Raw genomic sequence first — 14,916 nt, 5'->3', positions numbered from 1 at the left:
AGGCTCTTATAAAATGAACGACAGCTTACGTTCGCTTCCGGGCGCGCAAATAACGACCCGGTTATCTTCTATTTTCAGTTGTGGTGTGTTTGCCTCTGCACGCGCTTTCCCGGAGGCGTATACCGCACTGCATAGCCAGCTCTCCCCCTGCGGGAGAGTGGTGGTCAGCACCGGAATGGCGGCGCATTCGGCAAACATGATGCTGCTGTTGGGTGGCGTCACCACGCTGTCAGGCTGACGGCTGATGACAGGCGACAGATCGACAATGACGCTGCTGCCGTTCGCGGCATTCAGATAACTGCCGCGCCCGATAAGCTGATGGTCGGTTTTCATTACCGCAAAACCGCCCTCCACCGTCTGCAACGTGCGGGCGCTGTTGATGCGGTGCAGGCGCAGATGCCACTCGCCAAACGGCACCAGCCAGCTCTCAATGTGGACGTCGTGCCACGGCGACCAGCGCGAAAAGATGAAGTTCTCGTCGACGCGGACCGCCTCGCATTCGCGGCGTCCGCGGAAGTAGTTATCACCATCGGCCAGCAGCAGCATGGAGTCGCAGGCAGCATGCTTGATGCCGAAGCGTCCGCGCTCGATGGTGAACCCAAAGCGGCTGGAGTAGGCAAATTTGGTGTATTTCGCCTCGGTGTTCACATAGTTGTTCAGCTCCAGCTGTCCGGCGGTGAGCATGGTGACGTGATCCGCCTGCATCAGGATCTGCTGGGCATGGGGAATGAGGCGCTTTTCGGCAAGCGCAGGTAATGGCTGCTCTTCTGCCTGCCAGAACGGATGGCTCTCCGGCAGGGCCAGAATCAGGTAGGTTTTCAGCGCCCAGTAAGGCGAGCCGGGGGAGTTATAGTCCTCGCACATCGCCAGGTTCGGGTAGGCGAAACCCAGCGTCAGGATCCCGTCGCGATCGGTCATCGGCTGTTGCTGCCACCAGCGCAGATGACGGAGGATGATCCCTTTCACAATCCCCGGCGTGAACACCTCCAGCCCGGAAAAAGCCACCGCACTCCAGAAGGCGACCATCGCGAAGCGGTAGGTCAGGCTGCGGCCAAAGGGCACCGAGGCGCCGTCGGCAGCGGACATATAGATAAAATCTTCCGCGAACAGGCGCGAACGCTGGCGCAGCACCTCTGCCCTCGCCTCATCACCGCTCAGGGTGGCGTAGAGCAAACCGTAAAAGTGAAACGCCATTGAGATGTAGTAGTCCTTTGGCCGTCCCGGACCGTCGGAGTACCAGCCGTCCCCCAGATAGTAGGTCTCCATCATGGCGAAGCGGCGATCGATGGCCTGCTGGTCGTAGGGCAGTCCGGCGCGCTTAAAGCCAAGCTGGACCATGATGGCGAAGTAGTTCCAGTTGCTGTCCGGCATCGTCGCGTCGGTGATCTGGTTCAGCCAGGCGTGCAGATTCATCAGCTCACGTTCGCTAAACAGTTCAGTAAGTTTGTCCTGTAGGAGCGCCAGCCCGAGGCCATAGGCCGCCATCTCCACCAGACGCTGGTCATAAGGCCCGGCTTCGCCCCAGTAGCCTGCGCTTTGCGGATCGGTGCCCTGCTTAATGGCGGCGATATATTTATCGCTGAACGGCGTACTGTCGCCTGCGGCCATCAACGGAAACAGCCCCCATAAGACACGGGAGAGCCCCTCCATCTGCGCCACATCCCGGGCGTAGTGCGCGCAGGTATCGCCCAGTGAAAACCGCGAACTCCCCGCCGGAAACTGATTATCTACCGCCGCAAGCCACATGTTCAGGGCCGCCACCAGATCCTGGCGGGATGACAACGGATTTGATTTTTCTTTATTTGCCGCGCACATACGCTTGTCCTCGCAATCAACTGCGGCAAAGCATAGTTAATCAACAAGGTGCAGAAATGTTAGCCGGGTCACAGGAGTGAGAGATGAATAAACCCGCAGTTGAGGAAATTTAAAATGGTGGTTTATAAAGAGGAAAGAAAAGGGAAAAGTTGAGTTTTATTGCACTATGCGCGAGACACCTACGCCGGAACACCTTGAGCTCATCACCCTGAACGATACCCTCGTGTCGTTCAGTCGTCTGTTCGCCAACACCGTGCGCTATCACCACTGGCATCAGTGTCTGGAGATCCTCTATGTCGAAGAGGGCTTTGGCGTGGCGATTGTCGATAACCGCCACTACACCATGCGCCCGGGGAGGCTGTTTTTCTTTCCCCCCTTTACCCTGCACAAGGTGATGGTCGACCCCCAGGCCGAAGCGAACTACCGCCGGACCATTATTCATCTCGATCAGCATGCGGTAATGAAAGCCCTGCGTGATTTTCCCCAGACCCAACAGCGACTCCAGAAGCTGTCCCAACGGGGAGGAGAAGCCTGGGTAGCGGACATGGCCCACTGCCACAGCCATATCGATCATCTCTTCAGCTGCTACCCGCCGCCGTTGAACGGCGAGCGCATCGCCAGCCTGCTGATTAGCCTGTTCGCCATGCTGCCGCACGATGACGAAGGCCAGCCCGGCAACAGCCACGGTATCGCCAGCCAGGTAATGTTCTGGCTGGATGAGCACTACCAGCATAAGTTCAGTCTTGATGCGCTGGCAGACGAGCTGGGTAAATCCCGCAGCTACGTATCACGGAAATTCCATGCGGAGACGGGAGAGAAAATTCACGATTACCTGAATACGTTACGATTACGCAAAGCCTGTGAGAGCCTGCTGCATTCAGACGCCAGCGTGCGGGAGATTGCCGCGCGGGTGGGGTTTTCAGACGTGACCTACTTTATCAGCGCGTTTAAAAAGGGGATCGGAGAGACGCCCTTACAGTACCGGAAGAATCATCTGCAGCCCTGAGACACACGGCTGCGCGCTCATGTTCATTCATCTCTGAAAAAATGACAGCATAGTGATACTTTTCCTGTTCATCATAACGGCGGATTAATGGCCCCTGACTGAGCAGGCAGCATCAGAATAAAGCGCGTCGAGGTTTTATCTGACTCAACGGATACCCGTCCATTATGGGCAGTAATAATGGATGTAACGATCGCCAGACCGATGCCGCTGCTGTTTTCATCTTTTCGCTGACGAGAGGGATCGACCCGATAAAAGCGATCGAACAGCCGGGATAAATGCACAGGCGCTATAGGCGTGCCCGGGTTTTCCACACTAATATGCACTTCCCCTTCCCCTGAGCGCAGGTGAACGGTAATGGTGCTCCCGCGTGGGGTATAACGGATGGCGTTTGACAGTAAGTTGCTTATTGCCCGACGCAGCATCAGCGGATCGCCCTCCACCGGGGTGGCCTGCCCCTCCAGGCTTAGCGCTACTTCGCGTTCCTCGGCCAGAGCTTCAAAGAAGTCGAAAACCGTGGCGATCTCCGTCGCCAGATCCAGCTTCTCTTTTTCCGGGATCAGCTGGTTATTATCTGCCTGGGCGAGAAATAGCATATCGCTGACCATTTTCGACATGCGTGAAAACTCCTCCAGGCTGGAGTAGAGCACTTCCTCCAGCTCTTTCACGTTACGTGGCTGGCTGAGAGCTATTTCGGTTTGCGTGACAAGATTAGTGATCGGGGTACGCATTTCATGAGCAATATCGGCAGAAAAATTGGACTGCCGGTTAAAGACATCTTCTATACGCTCAATCATATGGTTAAAAGAGATCACCAGCCTTTCCAGCTCAATGGGCACATTTTGGTTATTTAAGCGGACACCGAGATCGGCCGAGCTAATATTTTTGATCTGCTGACTTAAACTGCGGATAGGTTTATGCCCCTGATAGACGGCAAACAGCACAATAAAGATCACGATAATGCTGATTATCGACGCCATTATCATCAGCTTGTTTTTGAGGTCATTGATATAATGCAGATGAAAATTGATCGATAGCGCCATCAGTAAATTATAGGCGGGCGTGCCATCTGCTTTTTTGCCGATGGGTAGCATAATTATACGCCAGGCGCTGTGCTGCGCCTGCGCACTATCAGCCATTCCCTGGTGCGGGGCGGGATCACGCCATAAGAGCACATGTCCGGCACGCAAATCTCTGCCAGGGGCGGGATCGTTGAGAAGGGTGTTCAAATCGGGTCCGGTTGAGGACTGAAAAACCGGACGATTATCCCTATCCAGCAGCAAAACAGAGATATTGGCGAAGCCTGCCACGACATTTTGCAGGATTTCCAGCCGCTCTTTTTCCGGCTCCTCCTGATGGCTCAGTACCGTTTCGAGGGTGAAGCCTATCTGCTTCAAATCATGAATATCGCGCTCTTCGAAATGTGCCTTTACGGAGTGGATCATTACCCAGGTGAAGACAAAAAAAGAGGCAATGGTGGCGAGGCTGATAAAGAACGTGAGCCGCGTGGCCAACGAAAAAGGCCGGGGGGAGCGCCTAAAGATCATCTGGCACCTCAAGCATATAGCCTACACCGCGCACGGTCTGGATGAGCCGTGGTTCAAAATCGTTATCAATCTTGCCCCGCAACCTTTTCACCGCCACGTCGATGGCATTGGTATCGCTGTCAAAATTCATGTCCCAGACCTGAGATGCAATCAGCGACCGGGGCAATACTTCGCCCTGATGACGAATGAAGAACTCCAGCAAGGTAAACTCCTTGCTGGTCAGCGTGATGCGCGTTCCGTTGCGCGTTACCTTACGGCTGACCAGATCGAGGGTCAGATCGGCTACCTGAAACTGGCTTTCGACCATCACCGCCGCGCCACGACGGAGTAACGTCTTTACCCGGGCCAGCAGTTCGGCAAAGGCAAAAGGCTTAATCAGATAATCATCAGCGCCCAGCTCAAGCCCTTTGACCCGATGTTCAATGGTGCCCAGCGCGGTGAGCAGGAGAATGGGCATCCCTTTGTTGGCCGTGCGCAGCATCCTGACAATATCCCAGCCGTTCACATCCGGCAGCATAATGTCGAGGATCAACAGATCGTAATCTGCGGTCATTGCCAGATGAAAACCGTTCAGGCCGTTGTCTGCCAGATCGACAATAAACCCGGCCTCTTTCAGCCCCTTAGTCAAATACTCGCCGGTTTTTTTCTCGTCTTCGACGATCAGAATTTTCATGACGTTCTCTCCCTGCCCTGCGCTGCGAGCCTGAGATTTTAGGCATCCCGGATTCGATAGCAAAGGCATATTCCGCTTAATGACAGCTTTGTCATTTTCCTGTCACCCGTCAAACAGAGTCCGGAACGTAAAGTACCCGTCGTTGAACTACCCCCTTTAAGGATCCGCCCGGGCGAGAAAACCTATGCGTAAATTTCAATTAATGACGCTCAGCGTAAGTTTTATTCTGACCGGCTGTCTTTCGCTGGCACCGGAATATCAGCGCCCGTCCGCCCCGGTGCCGTCGCAATTCTCGCTCAGCCAGAATGCATTAGTGGCTACAACGCCGGGTTACCGGGATAGCGGCTGGGGGGCCTTTTTTGTCGATCCGCACGTCAAGGCTCTGATAGACGAAGCGCTGGTAAATAACCGCGATTTGCGAATGGCGGCGTTGAAAGTAGAGGAAGCCCAGGCGCAATACGGCGTAACGGATGCCGACCGTTTTGCGCAACTGACGATGGATGGCCGTAAAACAGTGAGCGGGAGAGTGGACGGGAATGCATCGACCACGGGGGACTATGAAGCAGGCCTCAACCTTAGCTTCGATCTGGATTTCTTTGGCCGCTTAAAAAATCTGAGTGAAGCTGAGCGTCAGGCGTATCTTGCCAGCGCCGAAGCTCATCGGGCGGTACATATTTTACTTATCTCGAATGTATCGCAGGCCTATTTCAATCAGCAGCGGGCCTGGGCCCAGCTCCAGGTGGCCCAGGAGACGTTAGCCAACTATGAGCGTGCTTATACCTTTGTTGAGAAGCAACTGCTGACAGGCAGCACCAGTGTGCTGGCACTGGAGCAGGCGCGTGGCGTCATAGAGAGCACCCGCAGCGATATCGCCAGGCGGCAAGGGGAGCTGGTGCAGGCCGATAACGCCCTGCATCTGCTGCTGGGTACCTGGAACCCGCTGCCGAAGAATGGCTATCGCGAGGATATTGCAAATAATGGCGTAGTATTACCGCCAAATCTCTCCTCAAACATTTTATTGCAGCGCCCGGATATCATGCAGGCTGAACACGAACTGCTGGCGGCCAATGCCAATATCGGTGCCGCCCGCGCCGCTTTTTTCCCGTCCATCACTCTCACCAGCGCGTTATCCAGCAGCAGTACCGAGTTATCCAGCCTGTTTTCTGCGGGCAGTGGGATGTGGAATTTTATCCCCAAAATCGAGCTGCCTCTGTTTAATGCCGGACGTAATCAGTCGAACCTCAGCCTGGCTGAAATTCGTCAGCAACAGTCGGTAGTGAATTATGAAAATAAGATCCAGACCGCCTTTAAACAGGTTGCGGATGCGCTGGCATTACGCCAGCACATTAGCGATCAGATTGCGGCGCAGCAGCGCTATCTCACCTCGCTGCAGATAACCCAACAGCGCGCCAGAGGCCTCTATCAGCATGGCGCGGTCAGCTATATCGAAGTGCTGGATGCCGAACGCGCCCTGTTTACCACCCGGCAGACCTTACTCGACCTTAACTACGCCCGTCAGGTAAACGAAATTACGTTATTCACCGCTCTCGGCGGCGGCTGGATTGAATAACCCCCTTACTTCACTCAGGAATTATCACGATGAAAACGCTCTCTACCGCACTCTTTTTCGGCCTCTGTTCCGCGACCCTGTTCAGCGCGCACGCCAGCGACAGGCATGACATGGCAAACATGCAGCCCACCGCGGCAACGGCAGAGCAACATCCGGTGGTCAACGCCACAGGAGAAGTCAAACATATTGATATGCAAGAAAAAAAGATAACCATCGCCCACGGACCTGTCGCGGCATTGAACTGGCCAGCAATGACGATGCGTTTCACCCTGACCCCCACGACGCACCTGCAGGATATTAAACCGGGCGACAAGGTTAAATTTACCTTTGTGCAGCAGGGCAACATCTCGTTATTACAGGATATCCACACCCAGGATTAATTTCGCCAGATACGGTGCACTGAGCGTGAATGGAATAACTATGATGCCTTTCAACATTAAAAACACAGCACTTATTGTCGGTGGCGCGATCCTGGGCGGGAGCATTACCGCGGGCATTGCTTTCTCTATTTCAGCTGCGCATTCGACCACGGAAGCTCCCGCCACAGAGCAGCACCGGCAAGTGCTGTTCTGGTATGACCCGATGTACCCCAACACCCGCTTTGATAAACCAGGCAAGTCACCCTTTATGGATATGGATCTGGTGGCGAAGTATGCCGATGAAGAGGGAGGGGAAACCCCTGCCCCTGGCATTCGCATCGACCCGACCCAGACACAAAACCTCGGCGTAAAGGTGGAGTCGGTTCGCCAGGGGCCGTTGCAGTATCAGCGGACCTTCCCGGCCAATGTCAGCTACAACGAATATCAGTTTGCTATCCTGCAGGCACGCTCAGCGGGCTTTATTGAGAAAGTCTATCCCCTGACCGTGGGGGACAAAGTGCGCAAAGGGATGCCGCTGGTGGACATGACTATCCCGGACTGGGTTGAAGCACAGAGTGAATATTTACTCCTGCAGGAGACTGGCGGGACAGGTACTCAAACTGAAGGGATCCTTGAGCGCCTGCGGCTGGCGGGTATGCCGGACGAGGCTGTACGGCGTCTCATCTCCAGCCGCAAAATTCAGACCCGCTTCACGTTGAAAGCGCCTATTGACGGGGTGATTACCGCATTTGATCTGCGCAGCGGGATGAACATCGCTAAAGACAACGTAGTCGCCAAAATCCAGGGTATGGACCCGGTGTGGATCACAGCCTCAGTGCCAGAATCCATCGCCTGGCTGATTAACGATACATCACAGTTCACGTATTCTGTGCCGGCATGGCCGGATAAAACGCTCTCCGTGAAGAAATGGTCGCTGCTGCCGAGTGTGGATGCGGCAACCCGCACGCTCCAGCTGCGCCTGGAGGTGGATAACCCGGACGAGACCCTGAAACCGGGTATGAATGCCTGGTTAAAACTCAACAGCCAAAGTCAGCCCATGCTGTTAATTCCTTCCACCGCGTTAATCGACAGCGGTGATGAGCAACGGGTTATTACCGTTAATAGCGAGGGGCGCTTTGTCCCGAAATTGGTTGAAGTGTTCCATGAATCCCAGGGTATCACCGCCATTCGTACCGGACTTACAGAGGGTGAAAAGGTCGTGTCGAGCGGCCTGTTCCTGATCGATTCAGAGGCAAACATCACAGGCGCGCTGGAGAGAATGCGTACCACCGGCCATTCGCACGAAGGGAAAGCAAATGATTGAATGGATTATTCGCCGTTCGGTGGCTAACCGTTTTCTGATGTTAATGGGCGTAGCGTTTCTCAGCATCTGGGGTACCTGGACAATCCTCCACACCCCGGTTGATGCCTTGCCGGATCTCTCTGACGTACAGGTGATCGTAAAAACCCAGTATCCGGGCCAGGCTCCGCAACTGGTAGAAAATCAGGTCACCTACCCAATCACCACCACCATGCTCTCTGTGCCAGGCGCAAAAACGGTGCGCGGCTTTTCGCAGTTTGGTGATTCGTATGTGTATGTCATTTTTGAAGAGGGTACCGATCGGTACTGGGCGCGCTCCCGGGTGCTGGAATACCTCAACCAGGTCCAGGGCAAACTGCCCGCGGGCGTAACGGCAGAAATGGGTCCGGATGCCACCGGCGTAGGCTGGATCTTTGAGTATGCGCTGGTGGATCGCAGCGGCAAACACGATCTGGCTGAACTGCGCTCTTTACAGGACTGGTTCCTGAAATATGAGCTGAAAACTCTCCCGGATGTTGCCGAAGTGGCGTCGGTGGGAGGCGTGGTTAAAGCGTACCAGATCGTGGTCGATCCTCAGAAACTAACCCAGTTCGGCATCAGTCTGGCGGAGGTGAAAGCCGCAGTGAATGCCTCCAATCAGGAGGCGGGGGGTGCCTCTGTCGAGCTCTCTGAAGCCGAGTATATGATCCGGGCCAGCGGCTACCTGCAAACGCTGGATGATTTCAATACCATCGTACTAAAAGCTGGCGTCAACGGTGTACCGATTTATCTGCGTGACGTGGCGCGGGTGCAGACTGGACCGGAGATGCGCCGGGGTATCGCTGAGCTTAATGGCGAAGGAGAAGTGGCCGGGGGCGTGGTGATCCTGCGTTCCGGTAAAAATGCCCGGGAGGTGATCTCCGCGGTCAAAAATAAGCTGGAGACGTTAAAGCAAAGCCTGCCGGAAGGGGTGGAGATTGTCACCACTTACGACCGCAGCCAGCTTATTGACCGGGCCGTCGGTAACCTGAGCCATAAACTGCTGGAAGAGTTCATTGTGGTTGCCCTGGTCTGCGCCCTGTTTCTCTGGCATTTGCGCTCCGCGCTGGTGGCGATTATTTCACTGCCGCTTGGCCTGTGCTTCGCCTTTATCATCATGCGTTTTCAGGGAATTAACGCCAATATCATGTCCCTTGGCGGCATTGCCATTGCCGTTGGCGCGATGGTGGATGCCGCTATCGTGATGATCGAAAATGCCCATAAGCGCCTGGAAGAGTGGCAACACCAGCATCCGGGCCAGAAGCTACGCAACGACACACGCTGGCAGGTGATCACCCAGGCGTCCGTTGAGGTTGGACCGGCGCTGTTTATCAGCCTGTTGATTATCACTTTGTCCTTCATTCCGATCTTTACCCTGGAAGGCCAGGAGGGACGCCTGTTCGGACCGCTGGCTTTTACCAAAACCTGGTCGATGGCGGGGGCTGCCCTATTAGCGATCATGGTGATCCCGATCCTGATGGGATTGTGGATCAGAGGCAAGATCCCGGCGGAAACCAGTAATCCATTGAACCGCCTGTTGATCCGCCTGTATCACCCCCTGTTGCTCAAAGTGCTGCGCTGGCCGAAAACGACCTTACTGGTGGCGGTGCTGTCGGTTTTGACCGTCATCTGGCCGCTCAATAAGATCGGGGGGGAGTTTCTGCCGCAAATTAATGAAGGCGATCTGTTGTATATGCCCTCTACCCTGCCGGGCATTTCCGCTGCGCAAGCGGCGGCGATGTTGCAAACTACCGATAAACTGATCATGACCGTGCCGGAAGTTGCGCGCGTTTTTGGCAAAACCGGAAAAGCGGAAACGGCAACCGACCCGGCACCGCTGGAGATGGTGGAAACAACCATTCAGCTGAAACCTGAAGATCAGTGGCGACCAGGTATGACGATGGACAAGATCGTGGCCGAGCTGGATAAAACGGTGCGCCTGCCGGGGCTGGCAAACCTCTGGGTACCGCCCATCCGTAACCGCATTGATATGCTCTCGACCGGGATAAAAAGCCCTATTGGCATCAAAGTCTCCGGTAGGGTTCTGGCCGATATCGACGCCACAGCAGAGCAGATTGAAGGGGTGGCCAGAACCGTGCCGGGGGTCACCTCGGCTCTGGCAGAGCGTCTGGCTGGCGGGCGCTATATCAACGTGGAGATCCAGCGCGACAGAGCGGCGCGCTACGGTATGACCCCAGCCGACGTGCAGCTGTTTATTACCTCCGCCGTCGGTGGGGCCATGATTGGCGAAACGGTGGAGGGCATTGAACGCTATCCTGTGAACCTTCGCTATCCCCAACGCTATCGCAATAGCCCGGAACAGCTGCGTCAGTTGCCCATCCTGACCCCGATGAAACAGCAAATCACCCTTGGGGATGTCGCAGACGTAACGGTCTCAACAGGCGCGTCGATGCTCAAAACAGAAAACGCGCGTCCCACAGGCTGGATTTATATTGATGCCCGCGATCGTGACCTGTTATCAGTAGTTAACGACCTGAAGCAGGCGATTGCTGAAAATGTGCAGTTAAAACCCGGCATCAGCGTAACCTTCTCCGGGCAGTTTGAATACCTTGAGCGCGCCAGCCAGAAGCTGAAATTGATGGTGCCGATGACATTACTCATCATCTTTGTGCTGCTGTATCTGGCATTTCGTCGCGTTGGTGAAGCGTTACTGATCATTACCAGCGTCCCCTTTGCCCTGGTGGGCGGGTTCTGGTTCCTGTTATGGATGGGGTTTCACATGTCGGTAGCCACCGGTACTGGCTTTATTGCGCTGGCCGGGGTAGCCGCGGAATTTGGGGTAGTAATGTTGATGTATCTGCGCCATGCCATCGAGGCCGATCCATCTCTGGACGATCCACGCACCTTCAGTACTGTAAAACTGGACGCTGCGCTGTATCAGGGGGCGGTTCTGCGTGTGCGGCCTAAAGCGATGACGGTCGCGGTGATCCTTGCCGGTTTGCTGCCCATTTTATGGGGCGCTGGCGCAGGCTCGGAAGTGATGAGCCGGATTGCTGCCCCGATGATTGGTGGCATGATCACGGCACCACTGCTGTCGCTGTTTATTATTCCGGCGGCCTATAAATTGATGTGGCTGCACAGGCACCGTCGCGCCCGCGTTTAGAAAGACTTTTCCTGGGCCTTTACCCGTTTGCGTTATTCAGCAGCTAACGCGGCGGATAAAGGCCTTATGAAAAGAGAACTCGCTGGTCAGCGATCGCTACGGGAGAGGCTCTGAGCAGCGATCTGCATCCGCAGTGAGGTCAGCACGGTAATGCCATCAACCCTCGATATCTGCCAGGTCGCCCTTCTCCTGCAGCCAGTTGCGGCGGTCTTCCGAGCGCTTCTTGGCCAGCAGCATATCCATCACCGCAGTGGTCTGCTGCTCATCTTCATCGCTGATGGTGAGCTGCACCAGACGGCGGGTATTCGGATCGAGCGTGGTTTCACGCAGCTGCAACGGGTTCATCTCGCCCAGCCCTTTAAAGCGCTGCACGTTAGGTTTGCCCTTCTTGCGTTTAAGCTGCTCTAGCACGCCCGCTTTCTCTTCTTCCGTCAGGGCGTAATAGACCTCTTTACCGAGATCGATACGGTACAACGGCGGCAGCGCCACATAGACATGGCCGTTTTTCACCAGCGTGCGGAAATGCTTCACAAAGAGCGCGCACAGCAGGGTGGCGATGTGCAGACCATCGGAGTCCGCATCCGCAAGGATACAGATCTTGCCGTAACGCAGCTGGCTGAGATCTTCGCTGTCCGGATCAATACCGATCGCCACCGAGATGTCATGCACCTCCTGGGACGCCAGCACCTCATCGGAAGAGACTTCCCAGGTGTTAAGGATCTTACCCTTCAGCGGCATGATCGCCTGATATTCACGGTCGCGCGCCTGCTTGGCCGACCCACCCGCAGAGTCCCCTTCCACGAGGAACAGCTCGGTGCGGTTCAGATCCTGTGCGGTACAGTCCGCCAGCTTGCCCGGCAGCGCAGGGCCGCTGGTGAGCTTTTTACGCACCACTTTCTTCGCCGCGCGCAGACGGCGCTGGGCGCTGGAGATCGCCATTTCGGCCAGCATTTCTGCGGCCTGCACGTTCTGGTTCAGCCACAGGCTGAAGGCATCTTTCACCACGCCGGAGACAAACGCCGCGCACTGGCGTGAAGAGAGCCGCTCTTTAGTCTGACCGGCAAACTGCGGATCCTGCATCTTCACGGAGAGGACGTAGGCGCAGCGCTCCCAGATATCTTCCGCCGACAGCTTCACGCCGCGCGGCAGGATGTTGCGGTATTCGCAGAACTCACGCATCGCGTCCAGCAGCCCCTGGCGCAGGCCGTTCACGTGCGTGCCGCCCTGCATGGTCGGGATCAGGTTAACGTAGCTTTCAGTCAGCAGCTCGCCGCCTTCCGGCAGCCACAGCAGCGCCCAGTCCACCGCTTCCGTATCACCGGCAAAATTACCGATAAACGGTTTTTCCGGCAGGGTTGGCAGGCCGTTAACCGCTTCGCCCAGGTAATCATTCAGACCATCCTGGTAGCACCAGCGCTGCTCGCTGTTGTTGACCTCATCCTTGAAGGTAATTTCTACCCCAGGGCAGAGCACCGCTTTCGCTTTCAGGATGTGCGTTAAGCGTGAGACCGAGAAACGCGGGCTGTCGAAGAAGCTCTCGTCCGGCCAGAAGTGGACGCTGGTACCGGTATTGCGTTTCGCGCAGGTACCGATCACCTGCAAATCCTGCACTTTATCGCCGTTCTCAAAGGCGATGTTGTAGACCTGGCCGTCGCGCTTAACGGTCACTTCAACGCGTTTGGACAGGGCGTTCACCACGGAGATACCTACTCCGTGCAGACCGCCTGAGAACTGGTAATTTTTATTGGAGAACTTACCGCCCGCGTGCAGGCGGCAGAGGATCAGTTCAACCGCCGGCACACCCTCTTCCGGGTGGATATCGACAGGCATGCCGCGCCCGTCGTCGATCACTTCCAGCGACTGGTCGGCATGCAGAATAACGTCAACGCGTCTGGCATGACCCGCCAGCGCTTCGTCGACGCTGTTATCAATTACTTCCTGGCCCAGATGGTTTGGGCGCGTGGTATCGGTATACATCCCCGGACGGCGGCGAACCGGCTCAAGCCCGGTGAGTACCTCAATGGCATCAGCGTTATAGGTTTGCGTCATGATTTAAACTAGCAATTCGCAGCGATTGTCAGAGGCTGTGCAGACCGAGAAAATCGACAATCTGGGTGAAATGATCCTCAAAGCCCGTGAAAGCGTGGTTGCCACCCTCTTCTACAGTCTGGCGGCAGGAGGCGTAATACGCCACTGCCTGGCGGTAATCCAGCACTTCATCACCCGTCTGTTGCAGCAGCCAGATAAGATCTGGCGCTTCCAGCGGATCAATCTGCATCACTTTGAGGTCGTAAATATGGCGAGACTCTAGCACATATTGCTGTCCGGTGTAGGGGTTCTCGTTGTGCCCAAGATAGCCCACCAGCAGCTCAAAAGGCCGCACCGCTGGGTTCACCACCACGGCGGGCAGCATAAAGCACTGAGAGAGCCAGGTGGCGTAGTAGCCACCAAGGGAAGAGCCCACCACACCGAAAGGCTCGCCGCCGTGCGCCATGACGATGGTCTCCAGCATCTCGGCAGCGTCAGCCGGGTACGGCGGCAATTGCGGGACGATCATCTCGACGTCGGGATGATGAACCTCCAGCCATTGGCGAAACAGCGTCGCTTTTGCCGAGCGCGGGGAGCTGTTGAACCCGTGCAGATAAAGGAGCGCAGACATCAGTAGCCTTCTGAAGCGGTATCCGGGCGGAACCGGGTGCCTTCCAGGCGGCAGACTTCGGTGGTCAACGAGCCGTCGGCATGCAGTTCCAGCCAGCGCCAGCCTGGCGCAATGGTATCTAACGTGAAGTTCGCGCAATGCGGTTTGAACTGCACGCAGGTAGAAGGCGTAGCCAGCAGGCGACGACCGTTCCAGTCGAGATCCTGCTCCTGATGGATATGCCCGCAGAGCAAGTGCTTCACCCGCGGGAATTTTTCCAGCACCTGATCCAGGGCGGCGGAGTTGCGCAGACTGTGCTGATCGAGCCAGCTACATCCTGCCGGCAGCGGATGATGATGCAGTAAAAGCAGGGTGTTGCGCTCCGGCTCAGCCGCCAGTTTCCCTTCCAGCCACTCCAGCTGAAAATCGCTCAGCTCACCGTGCGGCACGCCGAAGACCTGGCTGTCGAGCAGCAGAATCTGCCAGTGGTCGCCGGCGTAGACCCGTTTAGCGGGCGAAATGCCTGAATCCTGAAGTGCGCTGTACATCGCAGGTTGAAAATCGTGGTTTCCCGGTAACCAGACGCAGGGCGCGTGAAAGCTCGCGGTACCTTCAGCGAAATGCTGATAAGCCGCGGCGGTTTGGTCCTGCGCCAAATCGCCCGTTGCGACTATCAAATCGCATTCGCGCTTCTGGCCATGAATGGCTTCCAGAACAGCCTGATAACTCTCCCAGGTATTCACACCTAACAGGGTTTCATGCTTATTGGCAAACAGGTGAGTATCGGTAATTTGTAATACCCTGACTGGCGCCCCACCAGCAACAGTCAGGTTCAACAGGCTTTCCAA

Annotated in this window: 11 protein-coding genes; 5 read left to right on the top strand and 6 right to left on the bottom strand. The window is 55.9% G+C overall.

The window, feature by feature from the left end:
- Nucleotides 1-6: 6 nt before the first annotated feature.
- A complete protein-coding gene (locus tag ACOKCT_RS13090; protein ID WP_420193544.1) occupies nt 7-1,815 on the bottom strand; it encodes a DUF2264 domain-containing protein in 1,809 nt (602 codons plus the stop codon).
- A gap of 166 nt (nt 1,816-1,981) precedes the next feature.
- Here ACOKCT_RS13090 and ACOKCT_RS13085 point away from each other — a divergent pair, with 166 nt between their 5' ends.
- Nucleotides 1,982-2,821 (top strand): AraC family transcriptional regulator, encoded by an 840-nt coding sequence (locus ACOKCT_RS13085; RefSeq protein WP_103176978.1) that lies wholly within the window; start codon nt 1,982-1,984, stop codon nt 2,819-2,821.
- Between the two features lie 71 nt (nt 2,822-2,892).
- Here ACOKCT_RS13085 and ACOKCT_RS13080 read toward each other — a convergent pair whose 3' ends face one another.
- Together ACOKCT_RS13080 and ACOKCT_RS13075 are read right to left on the bottom strand one after the other, a co-directional pair.
- A complete protein-coding gene (locus ACOKCT_RS13080; protein ID WP_420193543.1) occupies nt 2,893-4,365 on the bottom strand; it encodes a Cu(+)/Ag(+) sensor histidine kinase in 1,473 nt (490 codons plus the stop codon).
- Nucleotides 4,355-5,038, bottom strand: a complete 684-nt coding sequence (locus ACOKCT_RS13075) for a copper/silver response regulator transcription factor (RefSeq protein WP_103176980.1) — start codon at nt 5,036-5,038, stop codon at nt 4,355-4,357. Before ACOKCT_RS13075 ends, ACOKCT_RS13080 begins: the two co-directional genes overlap by 11 nt.
- A 184-nt stretch (nt 5,039-5,222) precedes the next feature.
- On the opposite strand from ACOKCT_RS13075, the gene ACOKCT_RS13070 reads away from it, so the two are divergent.
- From ACOKCT_RS13070 to ACOKCT_RS13055, 4 genes are read left to right on the top strand one after another with little or no spacing between them, the layout of a single operon-like run.
- Nucleotides 5,223-6,608 carry a Cu(I)/Ag(I) efflux RND transporter outer membrane protein gene (locus ACOKCT_RS13070; RefSeq protein WP_103176981.1) on the top strand — a complete coding sequence of 462 codons (1,386 nt, stop codon included), beginning with the start codon at nt 5,223-5,225 and terminating at the stop codon, nt 6,606-6,608.
- A 29-nt stretch (nt 6,609-6,637) separates the two neighbouring features.
- Nucleotides 6,638-6,988 carry a cation efflux system protein CusF gene (gene cusF / locus ACOKCT_RS13065; protein WP_420193542.1) on the top strand — a complete coding sequence of 117 codons (351 nt, stop codon included), beginning with the start codon at nt 6,638-6,640 and terminating at the stop codon, nt 6,986-6,988.
- Nucleotides 6,989-7,028: 40 nt separating this feature from the next.
- On the top strand, nt 7,029-8,291 hold the full coding sequence (locus ACOKCT_RS13060) for an efflux RND transporter periplasmic adaptor subunit (RefSeq protein WP_420193541.1): 1,263 nt from the start codon (nt 7,029-7,031) through the stop codon (nt 8,289-8,291).
- A complete protein-coding gene (locus ACOKCT_RS13055) occupies nt 8,284-11,430 on the top strand; it encodes a CusA/CzcA family heavy metal efflux RND transporter (protein ID WP_325941814.1) in 3,147 nt (1,048 codons plus the stop codon). The genes ACOKCT_RS13060 and ACOKCT_RS13055 overlap by 8 nt, the downstream gene beginning before the upstream one ends.
- A 156-nt stretch (nt 11,431-11,586) precedes the next feature.
- On the opposite strand, the gene parE is transcribed toward ACOKCT_RS13055, so the two are convergent.
- The 3 genes from parE to cpdA are packed head-to-tail and all read right to left on the bottom strand — an operon-like array spanning nt 11,587 to nt 14,916.
- Nucleotides 11,587-13,479: a DNA topoisomerase IV subunit B gene (gene parE / locus ACOKCT_RS13050; protein ID WP_103176985.1), complete on the bottom strand. Its 1,893-nt coding sequence runs from the start codon at nt 13,477-13,479 to the stop codon at nt 11,587-11,589.
- Between the two features lie 28 nt (nt 13,480-13,507).
- A complete protein-coding gene (yqiA, locus tag ACOKCT_RS13045; protein ID WP_103176986.1) occupies nt 13,508-14,089 on the bottom strand; it encodes an esterase YqiA in 582 nt (193 codons plus the stop codon).
- Nucleotides 14,089-14,916, bottom strand: coding sequence for a 3',5'-cyclic-AMP phosphodiesterase (cpdA, locus tag ACOKCT_RS13040; protein WP_420193540.1), 828 nt, complete (start codon nt 14,914-14,916; stop codon nt 14,089-14,091). The genes yqiA and cpdA overlap by 1 nt, the downstream gene beginning before the upstream one ends.

It is taken from the genome of Leclercia sp. M-A074-M, from assembly GCF_965195605.1.
GTDB lineage: Bacteria > Pseudomonadota > Gammaproteobacteria > Enterobacterales > Enterobacteriaceae > Enterobacter.
Note: the sequence above shows the minus strand (reverse complement) of the source record. Positions and strands in the feature narration are given on the sequence as shown.